The following is a 24,868-nucleotide window of genomic DNA, read 5'->3' on the forward strand; positions in this document are numbered from 1 at the left end:
GGCTCTTGTTGTTAAGTGGAAAGGTGTGCGGCCTCTTGCGCACGGGTTTGTGCAGCGGCCCAATCCTCTGGGCGTATGCCAAGGTGGTTTTGCGTGACGTCCATAACATGGGCCTCAACGTCCTTCAAAGTGCCGTCCGCATAGACGACATCCCAAAGCGCGTGCACCATGTTCAAGCGATTCTCATAGCTGACACTTTTGCATAAAAGATATGCGAATTCAGGGGTTTTGGGCGTGAAGGCTTCAAGGCGATCGCTTTCTGCGCGCAATTGGGCTGCTTTAATCGGCCCGATACCCTGAAATTTTGCGAGAATGCGGTCAATCTGGCTTATCTCTTGGATTGCGTACTTTCTATCTGATAGGATAACACCCACCAAAAGTGCGCCAAGCGCGTGGGTACATCAGCAGGTGGCAAAGGCTTTGGCGCAGTCTCCGTACGCGGCGCTTTGAAGAGAGCTGTGACGCGATCGATGACGCTCATGACGGATCATAACCTTCTACGATGGCTATGTCGCCTGCGCTGACCGCGTCGCGAATGGCCTTGGCCTTTTGATAGGCGTCGCTTTCGTAACAGGCGTAAGCGGCTTCAATCGTTGGGAACTCCAGTACGACACTTCGGCCGCGCATGTCGCCTTCGCGCACCTGTTGTGGCCCGCCACGCACTAAGAATTTTGCGCCAAACTCTTTAAAAGGTGCGGCATTTGCTTGTTGGTAGAGTTTGTATGTCTCCATGTCGTCAATCGTGACATGGCCGATCCAATAGCCTTTTGGCATGAGCGTGCTCCCCTTGATCAGGGGTAGGTTAGCCCAACAGATCGCAGCCTTCAAAGCGCAAATTATCGACAGAGATTCCTTGCGGATCAGTATTGAGGAGGATGAAGCCTGCGATATCGGGCTGCATGCCTTAGCGCACGAAGGCGTAGCTGGTTTCATCAAGGGGGCCGTAGGTGACGGAGTCGATTTGTTCGCCTTGACCATTGATGAATTGGATCGTGGTATAGCCTTGCTCGCCGCCCGCGATATCAAACGCCAGTGTGGGTTGGTCGCTTTCAAAAAGAACCGCGATTGCGCCTTCACCGACTGCTTCTACCTCGGGATAAACGTGGGTCTCTTGGCCATGCAACACGATCGACCCGCGCACATGTAGAGCGCCTAAAGTTTGACCTTCGCCGCCATCAATCACGGTGAGTGGTCGAAAAGGGTGCCCGGTTATCAAATCGAAATCACCATTGGCTTGGTCCGTTTGACCTGCGAAGTGTTCACCGAACGTGGTGCCGTCGCGTACAAGGACCTCATCAAGGCGCGAGCCAAGGCCGAGTGCTGCCATCACGTCATCAAAATCGATTAGTTTTGAGAATGCGAGAGATTGGGGTTTTCAAGACAGACCGGACGATCACGGGCGGTGTGTGCAGCGAGAGGGGCCGTCAAAAGCACCGCAAGGCTGGCGAATAAATTGCGCATGTGTGCACGCTAGCATAGAAACCACATTCGCCAAAAAGTTGTGTGACGCGCAAGACGCGGCGCTTCAGTTGAACCTATAGCAGGTTAAACGAGGCGCGAGTTTTCTTTGGCGGCGCGCACGAAATCTTTGAACAAAGGATGCGGATCAAACGGCTTTGACTTCAATTCAGGATGGAACTGCACACCGATGAACCATGGGTGATCTTCCCATTCTACGATCTCTGGCAGTTTGCCGTCAGGTGACATGCCTGAAAAGATCAGGCCGAGCTTTTCAAGTTTCCCTTTATAGGCCGTGTCGACTTCATAACGATGGCGATGGCGCTCTTCGATGGCGGCGTTGCCGTAGATTTCTGCAACTTTTGAGCCTTTGGTCAACGTTGCGTCGTAAGCTCCCAATCGCATTGTGCCGCCTTTGTCGTCATCGGCTTTGCGGTTCACTTTGGCGTTGCCCTGCACCCATTCTTTAAGGTGATACACGACAGGCTCGAAGCGTTTCTTGCCAGAGGATTCATGATCGAATTCTTCAGAGCCGGCTGAGGCGACACCAGCCACATTGCGCGCGGCTTCGATCACGGCCATTTGCATTCCGAGACAGATGCCAAAATAGGGGATTTTGTTCTCACGCGCATATTGCGCCGCGCGAATTTTGCCTTCCGTGCCGCGTTCGCCAAAACCGCCGGGCACGAGGATAGCGTGATAGCCTTCCAAATAGGGCGCTGCGTCCTCGCTATCGAAGACTTCAGCATCGACCCAAGACACATTAACTCTGACGCGATTGGCCATGCCGCCATGCGTCAGCGCCTCTTTGAACGACTTATAGGCGTCCTCAAGTTGAGTGTATTTTCCAACGATCGCGACGTTAACTTCGCCGTCGGTGTTGTGAATGCGATCTGCCACATCTTCCCAAACGCGCAGGTCGGGTTTCGGGGCAGGGTTGATGTTGAAAGCGTCCAGAACCGCCTGATCGAGACCCTGCGCGTGATAGGCGAGCGGGGCTTCGTAGATCGATTTCAAATCATAGGCCGCCACGACGCTCTCTTTTCGCACATTACAGAACAGCGCAATCTTCTCACGTTCTTTTTCAGGGATAGGATGCTCTGAGCGGCAGACAAGGATGTCCGGCGCAAGGCCAATGCTTTGCATTTCCTTAACGGAGTGTTGGGTTGGTTTCGTCTTCAACTCACCCGATGCCGCGAGGTAGGGCAGCAGTGTGAGGTGCATGTAGATACACTGACCGCGTGGGCGATCATGGCTGAACTGACGGATTGCTTCAAAGAAGGGCAGACCTTCGATATCGCCCACAGTGCCGCCAATTTCGCAGAGCATGAAATCAACTTCGTCTTCACCAATTGCGATAAAGTCTTTGATCTCATTGGTGACATGAGGAATGACTTGGATGGTTTTGCCTAAGTAATCGCCACGTCGCTCTTTTTCCAAAACGTTGGTGTAAATGCGTCCCGATGAAATGGAATCAGTTTTACGCGCAGGCACGCCTGTAAAGCGCTCGTAATGACCAAGGTCGAGATCGGTTTCAGCGCCATCGTCGGTGACGAACACTTCGCCATGTTCAAACGGGCTCATCGTGCCGGGATCGACGTTCAGATATGGATCAAGCTTGCGTAGGCGCACCGAAAAGCCGCGGGCTTGCAAAAGGGAACCAAGTGCCGCTGACGCAAGACCTTTGCCGAGGGAGGACACAACACCGCCCGTAATAAAGATAAATCTCGCCATGCTCTGCGTGCTCCCGTGAGGACCAAAATGCGCTATTAAGTGGAGCGTAGTGGTCAAATTCCAAGTGATTTGCATCGAAAAAATACCGATACTCACGGGATTAGAGCGATACAGCAGTCTCGTGAGATTCGCAAGCCAACCGCTACATGATGTTGCGATTAGGCACGTATGCTCAAAAGATGGTGGTCGAAGAGGTGTTTAGTCTGCGCGTGGTACCAAAGGTGCGTTGTCATCCGCACTCGGTGGAAGCAGATCACTGCCTTCGCCCAAACCTGCTGGTGCTGCTTCTTCAGCTGCTGCTGGTGCGTCGCCCAAACGATCTAGAACCGAGCTGCCCGCAGATTTCTGCGCCGCAATAATCGTTAGTGTGATGGATGTAATGATGAACGCAATCGCAAGAATCCATGTGACTTTGCCGAGTGCTGTCGCAGCCGCGCGGCCCGACATTGCGCCGCCACCACCGCCACCGCCGCCCATGCCAAGGCCGCCCCCTTCGGAGCGTTGCATCAAAACGACGCCAATCAAAGCCAAAGCCAAGAGAAGGTGAATGATCAAAACGACGTTTTCCATAGGTGCCTGCGCGTTAGTTGTACAGCGAGCTATCTAGGCAATCATGCGCGCCCGTGCAACCCGTCAAAGCGGCTAAGTCACGTCAAAGTATGTGACGTTGATCGAGATCGGGAAATTGACAGAGCGCGCGATGAAGCAATGGTTGTGAATGCGACTATGGACTTCGTCAGCAAGTGCGGTGTCGCTGTTTGGCGCAAGGCCTATGTTTGGGCGCAGTTCCGCAGATATGAAACGACCTGTGCCGTCAGGCAGGCTTTCGCCCCTGCCGATTGGGGTATCTTCGTAAGAATGCACCACGATGCCCGCATCTGAAGCAAGGTGCAGGAACCAAAGCATATGGCATGAACTTAAGGCAGCGATAAGCATATCCTCAGGGTTATAAAGGCCTGCGTTGCCGCCTAGGAGGGGGTCGTTGGAGCACGCAATCGCTGGTTTTCCTTCGCTTTGCAGTGTCCAATCACGTGTGTAGGCGCGATAACTTGAAGTGCCCGTACCTTGGTTTCCAGTCCATTTCAGTGTGGCGGTGAGGTCATGTTCTTTACTCATCGACGTCATCCATATCTGCTTGACCAGCAGTTGCGCGGCGTATGTGTGACCAGCTGAGACTGATGCTGAGCACGAGACTAAGTGCCACGATGCCCAACCATAGATTGGCCGCTAGGTTTTCTAAGGAAAGCCAGCCGAAATCATAGAGGACCCAGAGCAGGGCTGCGACCAAAGCAAGCACCAGTGCCATGCTAAACGTTCCGATCGAGCGAAGGGTGGTGCGCATGAAAATAATATAAACGATCAGCAGGATGAGGCCGGATAACACGATCAAGGGCAATTGTTTTGAGAGGTTTGTCAGCGACCAACGAACCCAATTATATTGTGTAGGGTTATATGTGGCGGCAATCAAAACGAAGGGGATGAGCCAGCGAATGGCGATGCGGATCATGAATGGCTCCTATCAGTTGGTACTAGTTTTTGTTGATGTCAGCGCGCATGTCTAGGGGAGGCGCTGTTTGTGGGTGTGGATGAGTTTAGAGGCAGGATGAAGCGGGGCGGTTGTGCATTTCGCGTTGGCTGCGGCGAAATAGGTGTTTCGCTTAGGATAAGTGCGCACTATACGGGCGCGGGTTTGACGTAATGAAAAAGGTCTATTGGCATGGCGAATGTAGTTGTTGTTGGCGCTCAGTGGGGCGACGAAGGTAAAGGCAAGATTGTCGATTGGCTGAGCGAGCGCGCCGATATCGTTGCGCGGTTCCAAGGTGGGCATAATGCAGGCCACACGTTGGTTGTTGATGGCGAAGTCTATAAATTACACGCGCTTCCGTCTGGTGTTGTGCGCGGCGGCAAGCTCTCGGTGATCGGCAATGGCGTCGTTCTAGATCCTTGGCATTTGATGAAAGAGATTGAAACGATTGGTGCGCAGGGTGTTTCGATTACACCAGAGACTTTGATGATCGCAGAGAACACACCACTGATTCTGCCAATCCACGGCGAATTAGATCGCGCGCGCGAAGAAGCGTCTTCTAAGGGGACCAAGATTGGCACGACGGGGCGCGGCATCGGGCCCGCCTATGAGGATAAAGTCGGTCGTCGCTCCGTGCGTGTCGCTGATTTGGCGGATGAGGCAACGCTTGAAGCGCGTGTTGATCGTGCATTGCAGCACCATGATCCATTGCGCAAAGGGCTTGGTATTGAGGCGGTTGATCGCGATGGTTTGATTGCGATGCTAAAAGAGATTGCACCCAAGGTTTTGGAATATGCAGCCCCGGTTTGGAAAGAGCTCAATGAACGCAAGAAAAAGGGTCAGCGCATTTTGTTTGAAGGTGCGCAGGGCGCGCTTTTGGACATCGACTTTGGCACATATCCGTTTGTGACCTCGTCCAATGTGATTGCAGGGCAGGCGGCGACGGGTGTCGGCGTTGGTCCCGGCTCCATTGATTATGTGCTGGGCATTGTGAAAGCCTACACAACACGTGTCGGCGAAGGGCCGTTCCCGGCAGAACTTGAAGACGCGGATGGTCAACGTCTTGGTGAGCGCGGGCATGAGTTTGGAACGACAACAGGGCGTAAGCGTCGCTGTGGTTGGTTTGATGCGGCTTTGGTGCGTCAAACCTGTGCGACGTCGGGTGTGACAGGGATATCCTTGACGAAATTGGACGTCTTGGATGGGTTTGAGACGCTCAAAATTTGCACGGGCTATATGCTCGATGGTGAGCGGATCGATTATTTGCCGACAGCAGCAGATCATCAAGCGCGCTGCACGCCAATCTATGAGGAAATACCTGGCTGGTCCGAGAGCACGGAAGGCGCACGGTCTTGGGCGGATCTGCCTGCAAATGCGATCAAATATGTGCGTCGCATTGAAGAGTTGATTGATTGCCCCGCTGCCCTAGTCTCTACATCACCGGAACGCGAAGACACGATCCTTATCACTGACCCGTTTGAGGACTGATGGCACTTTCATATAAAGCACGCAGGCGCTGGGCGCTGATCATTTTGTTGATTGGCATGCCGCTATACATCATCTTTGCGATCGCGGGCGTAGCTTTGTTGTTCAGCTACACGGGACGTCCGTCGATTGTGATTGAATTCGCTATCTATGTAATTTTAGGCGTTTCTTGGGTGGTTCCATTCAAGAAAGTTTTCATGGGTGTCGGTCAGGCTGACCCGGATGCAGCTCCAAGCAATCCCAAATAAAAGAGCGGCGGCTCCGAGCGGAAAGCCGCCGCTTGTTCACACACTTCTGGCTTGGGAAGCTTAGCCGACAGCGTGTGTATCCAGTTTAAAACTGATACGATCAGACACGGTTAAGCGTCCACCGCTGATCTTTTCGATCTTGCCCTGACGCAAAAGCTGGCCGAAAGAACGCAATTCATCCTCACGAGAGAAATTGTCTTCCTGCACAATGCGTACTTTGGTCATGAGTTGCGGGCGCGAGAATTGTTCCTTGCCCTCAATAAATGTCAAATAAGCAGTAGCTTCGAGAAGGTCTGGAAGCTCTGTCGCGCCCATTTTTCTGCGAATTCGTTGAAGTTGTCCCCCTCAGGCGCGAGATCTGCGTTTTTGGGAGCCGCGCCTGCCGGTGTCATGTTTGTTCTGATTCTGTGCGGGCGCACGGACGTTAGAGTAGGTGCATCAGGTGCCGTAGTCACAGGGGCTTCTGCTGTACTATCCACACGTTGCTCTGCGACAAGTTTCAAAGGTGGGCGTGCAGTGCTTGCCGCGGCTTTAGCTTTAGCTGCGGCTTCTGAATGACGTTGTGCCTCGGCTTCAGCTTTTGCCGCCGCCTCTGCTTGCTTGGCATCTTCTTCAGCGCGCAAACGCTCAGCCTATGCTATCTCTGCCAAGCGTGCTTGTTCAAGCACTTCAGTCTCAGCATCCGCATCATCAAGATTCGTGTTGGCAACAAGAACATCCGCAGCCGGGAGGGCAGTGCGCAGCATGATATTACCACCGTTTTGATGCGCCTCTACACGGCGGGACAACTCACGTTCTGCGATACGTGCCAACATATCTGCGTCGGGGGGTAGGGGTTCGGCACCAAAATATCGGTCATCCGCCGCCAGATCTCTGAAATACTCGGCGATGGCTTTCATCGTGTAGAACGAATCGTCAAAACCCTCCAATGTGCAGTAGAATGTTCCGTAGGACACCGTGAGGACTTTGCTCGAATTAACCATGATCTACTCGCTTTACTTAAACTCTTCGTCTTTACTAACTACCCTGTGTCGACCAAAGCGGCCCGAATCCGTGATTAAGAGCGTATCATTTCGTTGTCCAAGTGTGATCTGTTTCGCTGAAAGGTGTTAATCCATCGTGATTTCTAAGATTGTTCATAAATCAGAGCCAATCACTTTGGTTGGGGGAGGGGATGTTGATACAGCCCTTCTCAAACGGGTTATATATTATGCGCCAACGTTGGTCGCTGCGGATGGTGGTGCGGTTCATATACGCGATGCAGGCCTGATGCCCGAGGCTGTTATTGGAGATATGGATTCACTTTCTGGCAATTTAAAGGCAGAGTTGCCAAAAACTATTCTGTATCCGATAGCCGAACAGGACAGCACGGATTTCGAGAAATGCCTGATGCGGATTGAAGCACCTGCCATCGTTGGGCTTGGCTTTTTGGGTGGGCGTTTGGATCATCAACTGGCCGCGTTTCACGGCTTGGTTCGGTTTCCTAAGCAAAGATGCATTTTGCTTGGACCTGACGAGTTAGTGTTTTTATGCCCGCCAGCACTAGACATACCGCTTAACGTTGGCACGCCAGTGTCGTTGTTTCCCTTGGGGGCTGTGACCGGGCGTTTGCAAGGTCTCATTTGGTCCTTTGAGGTGTTAGATTTTGCACCGGGTCAGCGCATTGGCACGTCTAATGAGGCGGCAGGTGCAATCCACCTGGAAATGAGCGCACCATATATGTTGTGCATTTTGCCATCGTCTTGTTTCGAAATCGTGCTCGCAGCGCTTACGGCACAATCCGGCTAAGGCTGCGTTCGCGCATCACAATGTAGAGCCCTGCAGAGATCGTAATCGTAATGCCAATCGAGGCAAGCGTGTTGGGTAGCTCCATAAAGATCAGCCATCCAATAAAGGTCGCGAAAGGGATCTCGAGGTATTGCATTGGTGCAAGTGTCGCAGAAGGGGCGAAGCGCAATGACCATGTCATCAACAAATGGGCTAACGTGCCGATGATCCCGAGCGATACCAGCATGAGCCATTCGTTTGGTGCGGGTACGCGAAGGTCGAGTTGTGGGATGCCGTTATTGCTGAACACCAACATAACGGGAAGCATGATCGCAACAGCCATAAACCCATTCACGCATTGTAAGCTAATTGGATCGGTCTCTTTCGCAATCTGACGGGTCACAAGGATAAAGAGCGAGAACACAACGGCCACAACAAAGGGCAAAAGCGCAGGCCAGCCAACATCGTCAAACGCGGGTTGAATGACAAGCAAAGTTCCAATGAAACCGACGGTGCTGGCGGCAATACGGCGAATGCCAATTTCTTCGCCCAACACATAATGACCCAGCATGAGCATAATGAAGGGCATTACAAAGGCGATCGCTACAGCATCGGCGAGGGGCAAAAATTGCAAAGCAGTAAACATCGCACTAATCCCGATGATATGAAGAACCGTGCGCAGCCATGCCAGTTGTCGAATACGCGGCTGCATCTGAAATGTGCGCGTGGTGGAGAAGATCACGGGAGCCAGCAAAAGCGCCTGGATGGCAAAGCGCGCAAAGAGCAGAATGCCCAAAGGCATTGTTTGCCCTAGGGTTTTCGCCAACGCATCACCCACAGGGGCTAACATGCAAAATCCTAGCATCATTAGGATACCTAAAAGGGGGCGATCACTTTTCACTGTGCAATCATAGGTTGAAGTGCTTCGAAAGGCAATTGAAAGGATTAAGGTTTTTGTTCGTGTGCTAACAATTTGGAATGTTGACCGCCAAACCACCAAGCGAGGTTTCTTTATACTTATCGCTCATATCAACGCCGGTTTGGCGCATGGTTTCGATACACGCATCAAGCGGCACCAGATGTTGCCCGTCACCGCGCAGCGCAAGGGAGGCCGCGCTCACCGCCTTGATTGCGCCGAGGCCATTGCGCTCAATACAAGGGACTTGCACCAAACCCTTAACCGGATCGCAGGTCATGCCCAAATGATGCTCAAGTGCGATTTCTGCAGCGTTTTCCACTTGCTTGGGTGTACCGCCCATAACGGCGCATAAGCCCGCGGAAGCCATCGCAGCGGCGCTGCCCACTTCGGCCTGACATCCGGCTTCCGCGCCAGAGATCGAAGCGTTGAACTTCACCAAACCACCAATCGCCGCAGCGGTCAGTAAGAATGCTTCGACCTTGCTCTCTTTCGCGCCCGGCACGTGATCAAGGTAATATCGGATGGTAGCAGGCACGACCCCTGCCGCGCCGTTGGTCGGTGCTGTCACGACTTGCCCGCCTGCGGCGTTCTCCTCATTCACGGCCATCGCATAGACGCTCATCCAGTCGTTGATCGTATGTGGCGCGCTTAAGTTCATTCCGCGCTCCGCCAGCAATGCGTCATGAATGCCTTTAGCTCGACGACGCACGTTCAAACCACCGGGTAGAATACCGCCATGAGACAAACCTTTGTTTATGCATTCATTCATTACCTGCCAAATGCGCGCAGTTCCGCTGCGCAGGCTTTCGGTGCACCCGCGCGCGATTTCATTGGCGCGCTTCATTTCTGCGATGCTTTTGTTTGCGATATTCGCCATCTCCAACATCTCGGCGGCAGATTTGAACGGGTAGGGCACAGGATCGCCTTCGTCCGTATCTTTACCCTCGGCTAATTCTTCCTCTGTCATGACAAAGCCGCCACCGATGGAATAATAAGTCTGTTGGTATGTGACGTCGCCTTGCGCGTCGGTTGCCATCAAGATCATGCCGTTCGCATGTCCGGGCAGGTTCGGACCGAAGTCAAATTTCAGATCGTTTTTGGGATCGAAGGCGAGCGCGCCAAACCCTTTAGGCGTCACGGTCTTCGTGCGCACAATCTCTGCCATTGCGGCGTCCGCTTTCGCGCTATCATAGGTCTCGGGTATAAATCCGGCTAAGCCCAGCACTGTCGCGCGATCCGTCGCATGGCCGATGCCTGTAAATGCGAGCGAGCCATGCAAGGACGCGCGCAGCCCGTGAAATTTAAACGGAGAATTGCGCAGTTCATCCAAGAAGCGCGCAGCTGCGACCATCGGGCCCATCGTGTGAGACGACGACGGGCCAATTCCCACTTTGAACATATCGAAAACGGAGAGAAACATCAGGTAGCACTTCCTATTGTGGGATTGGAGTAAATGGGATTCTAAAAGGGCGTTGGGCGGAGGCCTTCCGAAGGTTGCACCGCTCGGACGCTTGGCAAGAGCTCTGTCCTTTGGGCTAGGGCACGCAGGGCCGGAAAGGTCTCTATTTCGACCCAATTATCCGTGTACGTGGCAGGATAAAGCTGCGCCCACCGCAGGCACGAGCAGGCATAAATATCGAGGGTCGTAGGCTTGGCGCCCCCCAAGAGCGTCTGTGGATCGACGATCAAATGTTCAATTTGCGCAAAGTCACTTTGGATGCGCTGTGCGATCCCGCCGCGCAACTTTGCGGCATGCTCGGCTACGATGATTTTTTCAAGATAAAACATCTGCCGCAAACCAGCGTGCAAGGAATTGGAGATGAAGAAGAGCCACTTCAAACTTTCCCACCTTGCAGCATTATCAGGTGCGGAAAAAATCCCCGCGTGGCGATCCGCAAGCCAAAGCAGGATCGCACCTTTTTCAAAGATCATACCGTTCGGCGTTTCCAGTGCTGGGATCATGCCCAATGGGTTCAGCGAGAGATAGGCAGGTGATTGCTGCGCGGTGACGCTGCGATCCACAAGCACGGCCTCATAAGGCGTGCCCAATATTCCCAGCGCAATTCGGATAATCAAAGAGGCGTTATCGGGCGCGTAATGATGGATATATGGTTTGTTCATACGATTTGTTTACGCGCTATTGGCAAGCCGGCAACGCTGAAAAGCGACATTCCGCTCTCGCACCCCGCCCCTGCTGTGTTTATAAGGTTGCAACTTGTTAAGGAGTCGCGTGCCCATGTCTGGAGAATTGTCCCCCATCGACAAAGCGAAATTTGTGGCTGCGAAGCGGGCCGCTGCCTTCGTGGAAGACGGTATGCGCGTGGGCCTGGGAACTGGATCGACTGCCACTTGGCTGGTGCGGTGCCTTGGTGAAATGGTTCGAGACGATAGATTGCGTATCCGTGGCGTTCCGACATCCACACGAACGGCTGTGCTTGCGCGCGAAGCCGGGATCGAGGTTATCTCGCTAGACGAAGCGCGTTGGCTCGACATTACCATTGACGGAGCAGATGAATTTGACGGGGATTTGAACCTGATCAAAGGCGGTGGCGGTGCCTTGTTGCAAGAAAAGATCGTCGCAACTGCGTCTGATCAGATGATCGTTATCGCGGACGCTGGTAAGGAAGTTGAAAACCTTGGCGCATTCCCGTTGCCTATCGAGGTTGTGCCCTTCGGCTGGCAAACCACCCGCGCATTGGTCGAGGAAACACTGGTTTCCATGGATGTGCTTGGACGACAGATTAGCCTACGCATGAACGGTGGCTCGCCCTTTATAACGAACGAGGGAAATTATATTTTGGACCTCAATCTCAAGCGGATTGGCAATGCACGCCAATTGGCGATGGTGGTCAATCAAATGCCTGGTGTTGTTGAAAATGGATTGTACATCGACATTTGTGACGCGGTTGTGATCGGTCATGGGGATGGCAAGGTTGAAGTGCGCAACATAAATACCGGAACAGTAGAACATGAGCGGCTTGATTTTGTGGAAAATGATAATCTTTTTACCGATCTGGCCGGCTAAGCGCGGCAGCGCATGACTTAAGGACTTTGGAATGGCATTTGACTACGATTTGTTTGTGATTGGTGGCGGCTCTGGCGGAGTGCGTGCGGCGCGCGTAGCAGCGCAGGATGCGGGTGCGAAGGTCGCGTTGGCCGAGGAAGATCGCTACGGCGGCACTTGCGTCATTCGTGGCTGTGTTCCCAAAAAATTGATGGTGTTCGCATCTGGTTATGCAGGTCTGGCAGAAGAAGCGCAGGCTTATGGCTGGGATGTGTCGAACAAAGGGTTCGATTGGACTGCCTTTCAGAAAAAGATGCAAGCTGAGCTGGATCGCCTTGAGGGGATCTACCGTAATTTGCTCAAGAACGCAGGTGTCGAAACCTTTGATAGTCGTGCACGCATCGCGGATGCGCATACGATTGAATTGGCGGACGGTACGCGCAAAACTGCGAAGCATATTCTGATTGCTGTCGGTGGTCGCCCCGTGAAGCCCATGATTGTTGGCGCAGAGCACGCAATCACCTCGAACGAGATTTTCCATCTTGAACAGCTATCAAAATCCATGCTGATTGTTGGTGGTGGCTATATAGCGTCCGAATTTGCGGGTGTGATGAATGGAATGGGCGTCCAAACCACGCAATTCTATCGCGGCGATCAGATCCTGCGTGGCTTCGATGATGAAGCGCGCACAGTGGTTGCTGAAGAAATGATCGTTAAAGGCGTGAATCTTGAGTTGAAAACCAATGTCGCAGAAATGCGCCGCGCAGGTGCTGGTATTTGGGTGAAGGACACCAACGGCGTAGAGCGTACTTTCGATCAAGTGATGTTCGCTACAGGTCGTGTGCCCAACTCTGATGATTTGGGCCTTGAAGAGGTCGGCGTTAAACTCGGTCGCAAGGGCGAGATTGTTGTGGATGAGTATAGCCAAACGGGCGTGCCCTCGATCTATGCGGTGGGCGATGTGACAGACCGTGCGAACCTAACACCTGTTGCGATCCGCGAAGGCATGGCCTTTGTCGAAACGGTATTCAAAGGCAACCCGACGAAACCTGATCATGATGTGATCCCAACTGCGATTTTCACGCAGCCTGAAATGGGCACCGTCGGCCTGTCCGAGGAAGAGGCAAAGGCGCAAGGCGCGATTGAAGTTTATAGCGCATCGTTCAAGCCCATGCAGCAAAGCTTCGCGGGTCGCGCGGAAAAAGTTTTGATGAAACTCATCGTGTCACAGGAAGATCGCAAGGTTCTGGGCTGTCACATTGTCGCCCCGGGGGCAGGTGAATTGATCCAACTCGCAGGCATCGCAGTGAAAATGGGCGCAACCAAAGAAGACTTTGATCGCACGGTTGCAGTGCATCCTACAATGTCGGAAGAATTGGTAACGATGAAAACACCGACACGCATGGCTTGAAATTTTGGGAAACCTGACCAGTTAGACGGGTAGGGTGGTTCAAACAGATTTAACTAAGAGGAAATAGCTAAAAATGGCTGGTAACAACGGCGGCCCATGGGGTGGCGGTGGAAATAACGGATCAGGCGATGATAATCGCGGGTCTGGCAATAACGGCGGTGGTCGTCGTCCCGAAGGGGACGGACCGCAGATTCCCGAAATCGACGAGCTGATGAAAAAAGGTCAGGAGCAATTGCGTGTTCTGATGGGTGGTCGCGGTGGCGGTAATGGCACCAACGGCTCTGGCGGCGGCGATTCTGGTGGGCCGATGTTGACGCGCGGGACTATTGGTCTTGGTGTTGTCGCTGCAGTTGTTCTTTGGGGCATGGCCAGCTTTTACACTGTGAAACCGGAAGAGCAGTCTGTTGAACTGTTGCTTGGCGCATATTCCTCTACTGGTAATCCTGGCTTGAACTTCGCGCCATGGCCGATTGTTACCAAAGAGGTAATTGCTGTCACGCGAGAGCAAACAGAGGATATTGGCGTTGGAGCTCGTGGCTCCGAAGCGGGTCTGATGCTGACGGGTGATGAAAACATTGTAGACATCGATTTTCAAGTGGTTTGGAACATCACCGATCCTGCGAAGTTCTTGTTCAACCTGCGTGATCCACAAATGACGATCCGTGCGGTGTCTGAATCTGCGATGCGTGAGATTATTGCGCAATCTGAATTGGCCCCGATCCTCAACAGAGACCGTGCAAGCATTGGTGATCGTCTTAAGGATTTGATCCAAAGCACGCTGGATAGCTACGATTCTGGTATGAATGTCGTACGTGTGAACTTCGACAAAGCGGATCCTCCTCAACAGGTGATCGATTCATTCCGTGAGGTCCAAGCTGCCGAGCAAGAACGTGACCGCCTTGAGAAGCAAGCGGACGCCTATGCGAACCGTATTGTTGCGGAAGCACGGGGTGAAGCGGCGCAGGTTTTGGAAGAAGCTGAAGGCTACCGCGCACGTGTCGTGAATGAAGCGACAGGTGAAGCGTCCCGTTTCACAGCCGTTCTGGCCGAGTACGAGAAATCACCGGAAGTCACGCGCAAGCGCCTCTACCTCGAGACGATGGAGGAAGTACTAGGGCGTGTTGACAAAATCATCCTTGACGAGAATGGCGGAGGCGGCCAAGGCGTCGTTCCCTACCTTCCGCTCAACGAGCTTCGTAAATCTACTACAGGAGGGAGCAACTAATGCGTAAAACTACATATTTGTTGCCGATTGCGGTGATTGCGATTGCCGGAATTCTGTCATCTATGTTCATCGTGGACGAACGCGAGAAAGCGCTCGTGCTTCAGTTTGGCCGGGTTGTCGATATCAAAGAAAATCCAGGTCTAGCATTTAAAATTCCGTTGATTCAGGATGTTGTCCGATATGACGACCGTATTCTTAGCCGTGACATCGACCCACTCGAAGTGACGCCTCTGGATGACCGTCGTCTTGTGGTTGACGCGTTTGCGCGTTACCGGATCGCTGATGTGAACCAGTTCCGTCAAGCGGTTGGTGGGGGTGGTATTCCTGCAGCGGAAAGCCGTTTGGACAGTATCTTGCGCTCTGAAACGCGTGAAATTTTGGGTTCCGTATCCTCCAATGACATCCTCAGCACGGATCGTGCGGCGCTGATGCTTCGTATCCGAAATGGTGCGATTTCTGAAGCTCGGGGTCTCGGTATTGAAGTCATCGACGTGCGTTTGAAGCGGACTGACTTGCCCTCTGAGAACCTCGAATCTACCTTTGCGCGTATGCGTGCGGAGCGTGAACGTGAAGCGGCGGACGAGATTGCCCGTGGTAACGAAGCGGCGCAACGTGTGCGTGCTTTGGCGGATCGTACGCAGGTCGAAATCGTTTCCGATGCACGTCGCGATAGCGAAATTACTCGAGGTGAAGCAGACGCGGAACGTAATGCGATCTTCGCAAGTGCTTACGGCGAGGATCAGGAGTTTTTTGAATTCTACCGCTCGCTTGAGGCCTACCGCGGGGCGTTGCAGGGCAACAACTCGACAATGGTTCTGTCACCTGACAGCGACTTCTTCAATTACCTGAAGTCGGATACAAAATCGGAGTAACCTAATGTTTGCCAACATCTTTTTGGCAACTGGTTTGGTCTTGATCGTCGAGGGGCTGGTGTACGCACTGGCCCCTTCGCTTGTTGAAGACCTGCTCGAAGCCTTGAAAAACCTCTCATTAGAGATGCGCCGCACGTTCGGATTTTTGGTGCTCGTTCTCGGCGTTTGCTTCTTACTCGCTGCGCGAACAATGGGGGCTGGTTGAAACATTTCTGCTCATGGGAGCGGTTTTGTTCACTTAATCTTCACATACGCTTGAAACACTGAAACGAGATTTGCGTTGCGCCTGCGGACACCTAGATAGAGGATGAGTATAAGAGCCGGTATCAACGATTGATCCGGCATAGGCTCGGACCAAATAAGGAGGTCTACTACAATGTCTAATGCAATTGCTCTCTCTCAAGACAAACAAGATGAAACGCGCAAAGTTCTGCCATGGGCTCTGGCCATGGGGCTTAGCGTTGCCTTGCTATTGCTTCAAACGCTGAGTGCAGCGGCGCGCGGTGCCCCTGAAAGTTTTGCGGATCTTGCTGAAAAGATCAGCCCTGCGGTGGTTAATATCACCACTTCGACAACAGTTGCGCGCAATACTGCGCCACGCGGAGTCGCGCCCGAAGGCTCGCCCTTCGAAGAGTTCTTTCGCGAATTCCAAGACCGCAATCGTGGCGGCAATGGCGATCGACCGCGCCGGTCCTCCGCGCTCGGCTCTGGCTTTGTGATTTCCGAAGACGGATTTGTGGTCACCAACAACCACGTCATTGAGGGTGCGGATGAGATCCTCATTGAATTCTTTGAAGGCGGCGAACTACCTGCAAAAGTGATCGGTACAGACCCGAACACGGATATTGCATTGCTTAAAGTGGAAACAGACAAGTCGCTTTCCTTCGTCAGCTTTGGTGATAGCGACATCTCGCGCGTGGGCGATTGGGTCATGGCGATGGGTAACCCGCTTGGCCAGGGATTTTCTGTCTCCGCAGGCATTGTTTCTGCACGCAATCGTGCGCTCAGCGGATCCTACGATGACTACATCCAGACGGACGCGGCGATTAACCGTGGCAATTCTGGTGGTCCCTTGTTCAACATGGACGGCGACGTGATTGGCGTGAACACTGCTATTTTGTCCCCTAACGGTGGTTCAATCGGGATCGGTTTTTCGATGGCATCCAATGTTGTTGTGAAAGTTGTCGATCAACTGAAAGAGTTCGGCGAAACACGTCGCGGTTGGCTTGGTGTGCGTATTCAGGACGTGACGGACGACGTGGCTGAAGCAATTGGTCTCGAAAATGCAGCTGGTGCCCTGGTAACGGATGTGCCTGACGGCCCTTCCATGGAAGCGGGCATCAAAGCTGGCGACGTCATCATGAGCTTTGATGGTAAAGACGTTAGCGATACGCGTTCTTTGGTCAAAACTGTAGGCAACACGCAAGTGGGTAAGGCCGTTCGTGTTGTTGTGTTCCGCGACGGTAAGACTGAAACGCTGAAAGTGACGCTTGGCCGTCGCGAAGAAGCGGAAGGAGCGGTGCCTGCTTCACAACCTGCGGCACCGTCCAAGACCGAAGTGCTTGGCTTGACGATTTCTGAGATCACGGATGAGTTGCGTGAGCAGCTTGATCTCACGGATAGCGCAAGCGGTTTGGTTATTCAGGACGTGGTCGAAACCAGTAAAGCTTACGAAAAAGGTCTGCGTGCGGGTGATTTGATCACTGAAGCAGGGCAGCAAAAGCTTGCGAGTGTGGTGGATCTGACCAAACAGATTGAAGCTGCGCGTGAGGCTGGCCGCAAGTCGCTCTTGCTATTAGTGCGTCGTGCTGGCGATCCACGCTTTGTTGCATTGGCACTTGAAGAGGGCTAAATCGCCACAGGTATCAAATAGAAGGCCCTGCACATGCGGGGCCTTTTTCGTTTAACCATCGTCTTCGAAATCGTAAGCGACCAAGCCAAGTCTGCGTGCCGCTGCCACGAACAAGATTGAACTATCAAGCCCTTGCGACGCTTGGTATTTGCGAATTGCGCTGCGTGTGCGGGCATTGATGTAACCATAAACACTCCCATGGAAACGCCCACGCGCTTTCAAGGCACGTTGCAAGCTTTCTACAAATTCTGGGGTTAGCGCTAGAGCGCATGGGGTCTCAAACGACAATTCACGACGTTCTTTCGTAATCCGTTGCGATGTTTCGGTTTTATAAACTGCAGGTGCACTTACTGTGCTATCAGTTCGAAATTCAGCAGGTTGCAGCTGAATTTGATGCGTGAAGGTTTCAAGTTCTGCAGGTGTCACATGCTTGCCCCAACAACTGCCTTCTTTCGCGCCGGGCGGAGGTGTGGAGCGCGTGTAGACCAATTCGTGCTCATCATTGAACGCAGCTTGGGCCACTGTTTCTAAAGGGGCTGCGCAAGAAGCCACAAAATACAGCGAAGCCATGTCGGTCACGCACCGGATCACCGCAAATCGCGGAAATGCGAAATAGCTGTGCTGCATAACGCTTGTTTCACTGCTTACCGCCTTGATGGCGATCTAATTTTTTGCTGAGCGGTTTTTTTAGCAAAGGCATAGTTACAAGATGAAAGCTGCGCCGGGATGCGGCTTTAAAGATATGCGTGATGACGCAAATGGCACTGGAAGGCGCAGGCTTGTGCCGTTAGACAAAGAAAACAGATAGATTAGGGATACTGAAATGGCGAAAATCACATATATTGAGCACGGTGGAAAAGAACATGTTGTGGATGTTGCCAATGGCATGACTGTCATGGAAGGCGCGCGCGACAATAACATTCCGGGTATTGAGGCGGATTGCGGCGGCGCATGTGCTTGCTCTACGTGCCATGTTTATGTGGATGCGAGCTGGGTCGAAAAGCTGCCTGTGAAAGATGATATGGAAGTTGATATGCTCGATTTTGCGTTTGAGCCGGATGAAACGCGGTCGCGTTTGACGTGCCAGTTGAAGGTAACGGACGCTCTGGAAGGCCTGATCGTTCAGATGCCTGAAAAGCAAATCTAAAGCGCCTTTTCGCTGTTGCGCTGTTATTTTATGACCCACCACTTCTGCCAGCGCGGGCGTGGCTGAGGCCCATTATTCAGAGCCAACAAACGGTATGCCCATGGCATATTGGGCGACGCTATCGAATTTGGTGCGCTTGAAATTGTGACTGATACAGGTGAGGCGATAACCATGCGCCTGCCTGAAACACGCGTGTTCGAGAATCTTAAGCCGTGCTTGTATGATATGGGTTTTGATAGCATTGTAGAGTTCGTTGTTATTGAATCCAGCATGAATCAAGGCGCTCGTCTGGCGATTTACGACCGAGACAGGTCTCGTCTCTGCGACGCCTTATATTGATCGATCAAACCGTTGGCTCGCACCACTTGGGTTAGGTGATCTGGACGATGATAGTAATATCGAGCTGGTTTAAATCGACCGTCTGCATCTTGTGAAAACGCTATGGATTTGGCGGTTTGAAGATGGTGCGTTGCGCCATGTCTTTGATCAGCAGGTCTTACAAATCATCGTTTTGGTGAAGATTTCATCTCAGGCGGGATCCTGAGCTGCGGTGATGACGCTCCGCGAACTGCAACCGCAAATGCAAATTGGTCGCGCATCATGATTTCGCAGCTTGAGGGTCGCAAAATCGCAACGAAAGACACGGGGCCATTCTCCAAAGCAGGTCTTAGGCAGCGCGCGATGATCTGTCTTTAAAGCGTTTCAAAGCGCGCGCCAACCGATATCACGGCGAAAGAAGCCTTCGGGCCACTCGATCGCATCAACTGTCGCATAAGCGTGTTGATGGGCGGCTGCCAAACTTTCGCCACGGGCTGTGACATTCAAGACCCGACCACCTGTTGCGATTGTATGCCCGTCTTTCTCAGCGGTGCCCGCATGAAAGACTACGTTGAAACTGTCATCGCTGAACGCATCTAGCCCATTGATAACAGAACCTTTTTCATAAATACCAGGATATCCGTTTGCGGCCATGACCACGGTCATTGCGTGATCGTTCGCCCAATTCACTTGCGCGTCAGCGAGGGATTTTTCCGCTGTTGCCAGAAGCAGATCCAAGATTTGTCCCCCCAGTCGCATCATCAAAACCTGACACTCAGGATCGCCAAAGCGTGCGTTATACTCCACCAAGCGCGCTGCGCCGTCTTTGATCATCAACCCTGCATAAAGGACGCCTTGATAGGGCGTGCCTCGTCGCGCCATCTCCGCCATGCAAGGCTTCACGATTTCGTCCAACGCGCGTTCTGCAATCGCATCCGTGAGGACGGGTGCGGGAGAATAGGCCCCCATGCCGCCCGTGTTCGGGCCGGTATCACCTTCGCCGACGCGCTTGTGATCTTGCGCCGTGCCGATGGGCAGAACGTTTTCCCCGTCGCAGAGCACAAAAAATGAGGCTTCTTCGCCTTCCATGAACTCTTCGATCACCACTTCCGCGCCTGCACCGCCAAATGCGCCACCAAACATGTCATCGACCGCCGCAAGTGCCTCGTCGAGGTCCATCGCGACGACAACGCCTTTGCCGGCTGCCAATCCGTCGGCCTTCACCACAATCGGTGCGCCATTTTCGAGGATATACGCCTTGGCGCTCTCGGCATCGGTGAAATGTCCATAGCCCGCAGTCGCGGCATTGGCCGCATCACAAATTTCCTTGGTAAAGGCCTTGGACGCCTCTAGCTGCGCCGCTTCTTTTGAGGGGCCAAACACTAAGAAACCCGCATTAATCAGATCGTCGGATACGCCTGCGGCCAATGGTGCTTCTGGTCCGATAATCACGAAATCAATCGACTCATTTTGCGCGAATTCTATGACTGCTGCGCTGTCTTCAATGTCGAACGCGGCGCAGGTCGCAATCTTGGCAATGCCCGCATTTCCTGGGGCTACAATCAACTTATCACACTTCGGATTTTGCATCACAGCCCAGGCCAGCGAATGTTCGCGCCCGCCGCTACCCAAGATAAGAATATTCATTGCGCGCTCCTGTCTGCGACGTATTGGCCTTCTGTCGCTCGCGTTCTAGTCTGGGCGCACCCGATGCACAAGCGAGGCCCTATGTCTGATATGATCGATGATCCCCGCGAAGGGGCGAATGAGCCGGAATTTACTGTTTCAGAGATTTCGAACGCGGTTAAACGCACGATTGAAGGCACGTTTGATCATGTACGCATTCGTGGTGAGGTGGGGCGTGTCGTTCATGCGCGCTCGGGGCATTTGTATTTCGACATTAAGGATGATCGCTCTGTTTTGGGCTGTACGGCTTGGAAAGGGCAGGTCGCCAAGTTGACGGTGATGCCTGAAGAGGGAATGGAAATCATCGCGACTGGGCGTTTGACTACATTTCCGGGGCAATCCAAGTATCAGATGAATGTTCAGGATGTGGCCGTCGCAGGTGAAGGCGCGTTGATGGCGATGCTAGAAAAGCGCAAGAAAAAGCTGGCGGCCGAAGGGATTTTTGATCCCGAACGCAAGCAAGATATTCCGTTTCTTCCGGAAGTGATCGGAGTTGTGACATCGCCTACCGGTGCGGTTATTCGCGATATTTTGCATCGTTTGCGGGATCGTTTTCCCCGCAAGGTTCTGATCTGGCCCGTTGCAGTGCAAGGCGAGCGTTGTGCGCCAGAAGTGACCCGTGCCATTGACGGTTTCAACGCTTTTACACCCGGTGGGGCTTTACCGCGACCTGATTTGATTATCGTCGCACGCGGTGGTGGCTCGATCGAGGATCTATGGGGGTTCAACGAAGAGATCGTCGCGTGCGCGGCGGCTGGCTCGGACATTCCTTTGATCTCTGCGGTTGGGCACGAAACCGATACGACATTGATCGATTTTGCGTCCGATCACCGCGCACCGACCCCAACAGCGGCGGCCGAACGCGCGGTGCCTGTGCGCGCAGAATTGCTCGCGCGATTGGAAGAATCCGAAGGGCGTCGTATTTCTGCGATGCGGGCAGCGTTGAATTATCGCGGCGAAAAATTGCGTGATCTATCGCGCGCACTTCCACGCCGAGAAGCGTTGCTGGCGCACTCCCAACAGCGCCTTGATCTCGCCTCCGCGCGTTTGCCAAATGCGCTTACAGCGCGCATCAATTTGGGACGCACGGGGCTTAGCCAAGCCTCCGGCGCGCTGCGGCCTTCGCTTTTATCGCGCAGTTTGGAGGCATCGTCTGAGCGCGTGAAAGACCGTGCTGCACGTCTTGCCCCTGCCTTGGAACGTAAACGTACTACGGCAGCGACTGATCTTCAGAACCTGAGCAAGCGCTTTGATGCCATTAGGGTCGATGCACAAATTGAACTGCGTTGTCAGAATCTTAGAGACGTGCTCCATCGTTTCAAACAAGCCGCATATGGACAACAAGATCAACAAACGCGCAAGTTGGATGCCCTAGATCGTCTAAGGCTAACGCTTGGGTACAAAGCAACCTTGGATCGCGGCTATGCGGTTGTGCGCAGCGCTGATGGCGATGTGCTGACCACCCAAAAAGCGGCGAAATCCCACGTAGCGCTCGATATCGAGTTTGCTGATGGCACGCTGAATATCGGCACAGGTCGACCAGCCAAACCTGCTAAAACCGCAACACTCAAACCTGATCCCAAAGACCAAGGGTCGCTCTTTTAAACGCCCACTTCTGGTCCTTTACAATACATCGGTTCGCTCGATTGTTCGGCCTCATAAAGCTCTGTGGTTTCGCCTGTGCCCAAAAACGTCGCACGCAGTCCTTTTGCGGTTGCTTCAAAATCCCAACATTGTGGGTCTGGGCGATCCTCGTAGACAAAACAAATGCCTTGCCCCAACGCATACCAATGGCCTGATTTGCAGTTGCCATCTAGGAAGGACCATTCGACACGCCTGCCGGGCAAGTACCGTTCGGCCCCATAGGCTTCGCCGCCTTTGCTAAAATAAAGTGTCTTGCCCTTTGTGTAGGCGTCAAACGCATCGCTCGACAAAGGGGCTGCCCAAAGCGGTGCGGCGCAAAGGCCTAAAATGAGGGTCACGTGGCTCAATCGCATGCTGTGTCCTTTCGCTCTTCCTCAAAGCGTGCCGCAAAGCGCCGATAGTTTCAATCGCACTGCCCTTTCAAATCGCGCAATTCGTCTTTAGGTGAAGGACACTAGCGGAGTTCTGCCCATGGCGTTTTTTAAGAAACTGAAAGATCGGTTGTTCAATTCATCCTCCAAACTTGAAAAGGGTTTGGATGCTATTGTCGACGATGGCGGCGAAGTGGATGAAAAAACGCCGATAATTGAGGACGCCCAAGTTACAGTTGTGGCTGCCGCCCCTGATGTTATGCCAGAGCCAGAGCCAGAGCCAGAGCCTGAACCAAAACCTGAAGTCATCCCGTCGCCTGAACCTGCCCCAAAAACCGGTCTCTTGGGCCGGATCATTGGACGCGCGGCCACCAAGCAGGTGACGCGCCGTGTACTTGATGATGATATGTTGGAGCAGTTGGAAGAATTGCTCATCAGTTCCGACATGGGCGTCGATACGGCCCTTAGGGTCAGCGCGAACATGGCCGAGGGGCGCATGGGGCGTAAACTCTCAACTGAAGAAATCAAAGATCTACTCGCGGCTGAGATTGCCCGCATTATGGAACCCGTGGCAAAACCTCTGCCAATTTATCCGAAAAAACCACAGGTCGTCTTGGTGGTTGGCGTTAACGGGTCTGGAAAGACAACCACAATTGGCAAACTCGCCAGCCAGTTTAAAGCGTCGGGCAAAAACGTGGTTATCGCGGCAGGCGATACGTTTCGCGCGGCTGCTGTGGAGCAGCTTCAAGTCTGGGGAACCCGCGCTGGCGTGCCGGTGTTGACCGCACCCGAAGGCTCTGATCCTGCCAGCCTCGCATTTGATTCGATGACAAAAGCAGAAGCAGACGGCGCGGACCTTTTGATGATCGACACCGCAGGCCGCTTGCAAAACCGGGCTGATCTGATGGAAGAACTCTCCAAGATCGTGCGCGTGATCCAGAAAAAAGACCCAAGCGCGCCGCACAACACCCTCCTCGTGCTAGACGCTACCACAGGTCAAAACGCGTTGAACCAAGTGGAAACCTTCCAGAAACTCGCGGATGTGTCGGGCCTTGTGATGACCAAACTCGATGGCACTGCGAAAGGCGGTGTTCTTGTTGCGCTCGCGGACAAATTTGGCCTGCCCATTCACGCGATTGGTGTGGGTGAACAAATTGATGACCTTAATGGGTTCGATCCCGAAGACTTTGCAAACGCACTCACGGGGCGCACTCTTTGAACTTCATCTTGCCAAGTGAACTCTGGGGGAGACGCGCAAAGCGCGGCGCTGGCAGGCCCCCATGCCTGCTTCAATGACGCTCTCTGACTGGCTGATTTCGCTCGAAGGGACAGAGCAGGGCCATACCGTCGCGCTTATACTCGCGCTGTCAGCCGCTTTCCTGCATGCCGTCTTTGGCGCTTTACAAAAAGGCCGCCACGATCCTTGGCTCAGCCGCGGTGCGATTGATGCAAGCTATGGATTAATGGCCATGCCCATCGCGCTTTTCGTGGTGCCTTGGCCAGAACCTCATATGTGGCCGGTCTTCGCGGGGGCCTTCATCATCCACCTTGGATACAAACTCTTGCAGGCCTTCGCTTACACAAAAGGGGCTTATACGGTTGTTTATCCGGTGGTGCGCGGGACTGGCCCTTTGTTTGCAGTCTTCGGCGCGTATCTGATCTTTGGTGAGACGTTCAATGGTGTCCAATGGTTCGGAGTTCTGATCTTGCTCTGTGGTATCTTCGGATTGGCGGCTTATAACTATTTCTTCCTCGTTACAGATCGCACGACGCTGGTTTCCGCGCTTTGTCTTGCCTTTGCAACTGGCCTGTTCGTGGCCCTTTACACAACCTATGACGCCTACGGAATTCGCGCAACCGCCGATCCGTTTACCTTCCTTGCGTGGTTCTTCTTTATCGATGGCATCGCGATCCCGCCGATCGCTTACACGCATTACAAGCGCATGCAAAATCCGCCAAGTCTGCCGCCTCTCGCGCTGCGTGGTTTCATTGGCGGGCTTATCGCATTTGCGTCATTTGGGTCTATCATGCTGGCCACACGCCTTGACAAGGTGGGTGAAGCGGCCATTTTACGGGAAACTTCAACGGTCTTTGCTGCGCTGATCGGGTGGCTGGTGCTGAAAGAAACTGTTGGCCCACGCCGTATTGCCCTTATGGCACTTATTGCGCTTGGCGCGGTGATCGTAGAATTTGCAGGTTAAA

The 24,868-nt window shown here is 53.3% G+C and carries 28 protein-coding genes and 1 pseudogene; 13 read left to right on the plus strand and 16 right to left on the minus strand.

Translation table 11 applies throughout. The annotated features are described in order from the left end of the window. Window positions 1-11: 11 nt before the first annotated feature. From QZ280_RS15170 to QZ280_RS15200, 7 genes and pseudogenes are all read right to left on the minus strand, one after another. Window positions 12-380, minus strand: a pseudogene (locus QZ280_RS15170) (TerB family tellurite resistance protein); the annotation flags it as partial. Between the two features lie 97 nt (window positions 381-477). Next, the gene (locus tag QZ280_RS15175; RefSeq protein ID WP_293445757.1) at window positions 478-774 is read right to left on the minus strand and encodes a DUF1330 domain-containing protein; all 297 of its coding nucleotides are present in this window, start codon (window positions 772-774) and stop codon (window positions 478-480) included. A 130-nt stretch (window positions 775-904) separates the two neighbouring features. Next, window positions 905-1,327 (minus strand): hypothetical protein, encoded by a 423-nt coding sequence (locus tag QZ280_RS15180; protein ID WP_293445760.1) that lies wholly within the window; start codon window positions 1,325-1,327, stop codon window positions 905-907. Window positions 1,328-1,545: 218 nt separating this feature from the next. Next, on the minus strand, window positions 1,546-3,192 hold the full coding sequence (locus QZ280_RS15185; protein ID WP_293445763.1) for a CTP synthase: 1,647 nt from the start codon (window positions 3,190-3,192) through the stop codon (window positions 1,546-1,548). A 198-nt stretch (window positions 3,193-3,390) separates the two neighbouring features. Further along, complete coding sequence (secG, locus tag QZ280_RS15190; RefSeq protein WP_293445766.1) at window positions 3,391-3,762, minus strand: preprotein translocase subunit SecG; 372 nt, start codon at window positions 3,760-3,762, stop codon at window positions 3,391-3,393. A gap of 72 nt (window positions 3,763-3,834) precedes the next feature. After that, window positions 3,835-4,308 (minus strand): OsmC family protein, encoded by a 474-nt coding sequence (locus QZ280_RS15195; protein WP_293445769.1) that lies wholly within the window; start codon window positions 4,306-4,308, stop codon window positions 3,835-3,837. Next, the gene (locus QZ280_RS15200; RefSeq protein WP_293445772.1) at window positions 4,301-4,699 is read right to left on the minus strand and encodes a DUF6524 family protein; all 399 of its coding nucleotides are present in this window, start codon (window positions 4,697-4,699) and stop codon (window positions 4,301-4,303) included. Before QZ280_RS15200 ends, QZ280_RS15195 begins: the two co-directional genes overlap by 8 nt. Before the next feature lie 210 nt (window positions 4,700-4,909). Here QZ280_RS15200 and QZ280_RS15205 point away from each other — a divergent pair, with 210 nt between their 5' ends. Then, the gene (locus QZ280_RS15205; RefSeq protein ID WP_293445775.1) at window positions 4,910-6,205 is read left to right on the plus strand and encodes an adenylosuccinate synthase; all 1,296 of its coding nucleotides are present in this window, start codon (window positions 4,910-4,912) and stop codon (window positions 6,203-6,205) included. After that, window positions 6,205-6,450: a DUF2842 domain-containing protein gene (locus QZ280_RS15210; RefSeq protein ID WP_293445778.1), complete on the plus strand. Its 246-nt coding sequence runs from the start codon at window positions 6,205-6,207 to the stop codon at window positions 6,448-6,450. The genes QZ280_RS15205 and QZ280_RS15210 overlap by 1 nt, the downstream gene beginning before the upstream one ends. Window positions 6,451-6,510: 60 nt before the next feature. Here the strand turns inward: QZ280_RS15210 and QZ280_RS15215 are convergent, their stop codons facing one another. Genes QZ280_RS15215 through QZ280_RS16520 form a run of 3 tightly spaced genes read right to left on the minus strand, consistent with a single transcriptional unit; the run spans window position 6,511 to window position 7,433 of the window. Then, window positions 6,511-6,720 (minus strand): hypothetical protein, encoded by a 210-nt coding sequence (locus QZ280_RS15215; RefSeq protein WP_293445781.1) that lies wholly within the window; start codon window positions 6,718-6,720, stop codon window positions 6,511-6,513. Further along, window positions 6,717-7,073 (minus strand): hypothetical protein, encoded by a 357-nt coding sequence (locus QZ280_RS15220; protein WP_293445784.1) that lies wholly within the window; start codon window positions 7,071-7,073, stop codon window positions 6,717-6,719. Before QZ280_RS15220 ends, QZ280_RS15215 begins: the two co-directional genes overlap by 4 nt. Window positions 7,074-7,082: 9 nt before the next feature. Beyond that, window positions 7,083-7,433 carry a hypothetical protein gene (locus QZ280_RS16520; protein WP_365734850.1) on the minus strand — a complete coding sequence of 117 codons (351 nt, stop codon included), beginning with the start codon at window positions 7,431-7,433 and terminating at the stop codon, window positions 7,083-7,085. A 136-nt stretch (window positions 7,434-7,569) separates the two neighbouring features. Here QZ280_RS16520 and QZ280_RS15230 point away from each other — a divergent pair, with 136 nt between their 5' ends. Beyond that, window positions 7,570-8,238 carry a thiamine diphosphokinase gene (locus QZ280_RS15230; protein ID WP_293445787.1) on the plus strand — a complete coding sequence of 223 codons (669 nt, stop codon included), beginning with the start codon at window positions 7,570-7,572 and terminating at the stop codon, window positions 8,236-8,238. Here QZ280_RS15230 and QZ280_RS15235 read toward each other — a convergent pair. The 3 genes from QZ280_RS15235 to QZ280_RS15245 all read right to left on the minus strand — a co-directional run bounded on the left by QZ280_RS15235 (window position 8,219) and on the right by QZ280_RS15245 (window position 11,257). Next, the gene (locus tag QZ280_RS15235; protein WP_293445790.1) at window positions 8,219-9,085 is read right to left on the minus strand and encodes a DMT family transporter; all 867 of its coding nucleotides are present in this window, start codon (window positions 9,083-9,085) and stop codon (window positions 8,219-8,221) included. The two genes, QZ280_RS15230 and QZ280_RS15235, sit on opposite strands and share 20 nt — an antisense overlap. 97 nt (window positions 9,086-9,182) lie before the next feature. Next, complete coding sequence (locus tag QZ280_RS15240) at window positions 9,183-10,556, minus strand: L-serine ammonia-lyase (RefSeq protein ID WP_293445792.1); 1,374 nt, start codon at window positions 10,554-10,556, stop codon at window positions 9,183-9,185. A gap of 41 nt (window positions 10,557-10,597) precedes the next feature. Further along, on the minus strand, window positions 10,598-11,257 hold the full coding sequence (locus QZ280_RS15245; protein WP_293445794.1) for a glutathione S-transferase family protein: 660 nt from the start codon (window positions 11,255-11,257) through the stop codon (window positions 10,598-10,600). A 115-nt stretch (window positions 11,258-11,372) separates the two neighbouring features. Between QZ280_RS15245 and rpiA the strand changes: the two genes are divergently transcribed. The 6 genes from rpiA (at window position 11,373) to QZ280_RS15275 (ending at window position 17,500) form a co-directional block, all read left to right on the plus strand. After that, complete coding sequence (gene rpiA, locus QZ280_RS15250) at window positions 11,373-12,161, plus strand: ribose-5-phosphate isomerase RpiA (protein ID WP_293445796.1); 789 nt, start codon at window positions 11,373-11,375, stop codon at window positions 12,159-12,161. Between the two features lie 31 nt (window positions 12,162-12,192). After that, window positions 12,193-13,551, plus strand: a complete 1,359-nt coding sequence (gene gor, locus QZ280_RS15255) for a glutathione-disulfide reductase (RefSeq protein ID WP_293445798.1) — start codon at window positions 12,193-12,195, stop codon at window positions 13,549-13,551. Window positions 13,552-13,624: 73 nt separating this feature from the next. After that, on the plus strand, window positions 13,625-14,776 hold the full coding sequence (hflK, locus tag QZ280_RS15260) for an FtsH protease activity modulator HflK (protein WP_293445800.1): 1,152 nt from the start codon (window positions 13,625-13,627) through the stop codon (window positions 14,774-14,776). Further along, window positions 14,776-15,648: a protease modulator HflC gene (locus tag QZ280_RS15265; RefSeq protein WP_293445802.1), complete on the plus strand. Its 873-nt coding sequence runs from the start codon at window positions 14,776-14,778 to the stop codon at window positions 15,646-15,648. The genes hflK and QZ280_RS15265 overlap by 1 nt, the downstream gene beginning before the upstream one ends. 4 nt (window positions 15,649-15,652) lie before the next feature. Then, the gene (locus QZ280_RS15270) at window positions 15,653-15,853 is read left to right on the plus strand and encodes a DUF2065 domain-containing protein (protein ID WP_293445804.1); all 201 of its coding nucleotides are present in this window, start codon (window positions 15,653-15,655) and stop codon (window positions 15,851-15,853) included. 243 nt (window positions 15,854-16,096) lie between these two features. Further along, window positions 16,097-17,500, plus strand: a complete 1,404-nt coding sequence (locus QZ280_RS15275) for a Do family serine endopeptidase (protein ID WP_293445936.1) — start codon at window positions 16,097-16,099, stop codon at window positions 17,498-17,500. A gap of 51 nt (window positions 17,501-17,551) precedes the next feature. On the opposite strand, the gene QZ280_RS15280 is transcribed toward QZ280_RS15275, so the two are convergent. Further along, entirely contained in the window at window positions 17,552-18,070 is a 519-nt protein-coding gene (locus tag QZ280_RS15280; RefSeq protein ID WP_293445938.1) for a peptidoglycan-binding domain-containing protein, read from the minus strand. Between the two features lie 253 nt (window positions 18,071-18,323). On the opposite strand from QZ280_RS15280, the gene QZ280_RS15285 reads away from it, so the two are divergent. After that, window positions 18,324-18,647: a 2Fe-2S iron-sulfur cluster-binding protein gene (locus QZ280_RS15285; protein WP_293445806.1), complete on the plus strand. Its 324-nt coding sequence runs from the start codon at window positions 18,324-18,326 to the stop codon at window positions 18,645-18,647. A gap of 702 nt (window positions 18,648-19,349) precedes the next feature. Here the strand turns inward: QZ280_RS15285 and purD are convergent. After that, window positions 19,350-20,612, minus strand: coding sequence for a phosphoribosylamine--glycine ligase (gene purD, locus QZ280_RS15290; protein WP_293445809.1), 1,263 nt, complete (start codon window positions 20,610-20,612; stop codon window positions 19,350-19,352). Between the two features lie 81 nt (window positions 20,613-20,693). Here purD and xseA point away from each other — a divergent pair, with 81 nt between their 5' ends. Then, window positions 20,694-22,256 carry an exodeoxyribonuclease VII large subunit gene (xseA, locus tag QZ280_RS15295; RefSeq protein WP_293445812.1) on the plus strand — a complete coding sequence of 521 codons (1,563 nt, stop codon included), beginning with the start codon at window positions 20,694-20,696 and terminating at the stop codon, window positions 22,254-22,256. Here the strand turns inward: xseA and QZ280_RS15300 are convergent. Then, window positions 22,253-22,648, minus strand: coding sequence for a hypothetical protein (locus tag QZ280_RS15300; RefSeq protein WP_293445815.1), 396 nt, complete (start codon window positions 22,646-22,648; stop codon window positions 22,253-22,255). The two genes, xseA and QZ280_RS15300, sit on opposite strands and share 4 nt — an antisense overlap. Window positions 22,649-22,766: 118 nt before the next feature. Between QZ280_RS15300 and ftsY the strand changes: the two genes are divergently transcribed. Continuing rightward, complete coding sequence (gene ftsY, locus QZ280_RS15305) at window positions 22,767-23,885, plus strand: signal recognition particle-docking protein FtsY (RefSeq protein WP_293445817.1); 1,119 nt, start codon at window positions 22,767-22,769, stop codon at window positions 23,883-23,885. 61 nt (window positions 23,886-23,946) lie between these two features. Beyond that, a complete protein-coding gene (locus QZ280_RS15310; protein ID WP_293445819.1) occupies window positions 23,947-24,867 on the plus strand; it encodes an EamA family transporter in 921 nt (306 codons plus the stop codon). Window position 24,868: the final 1 nt, after the last annotated feature.

The sequence above is a fragment of the Planktotalea sp. genome, assembly GCF_018607995.1.
Lineage (GTDB): Bacteria > Pseudomonadota > Alphaproteobacteria > Rhodobacterales > Rhodobacteraceae > Planktotalea.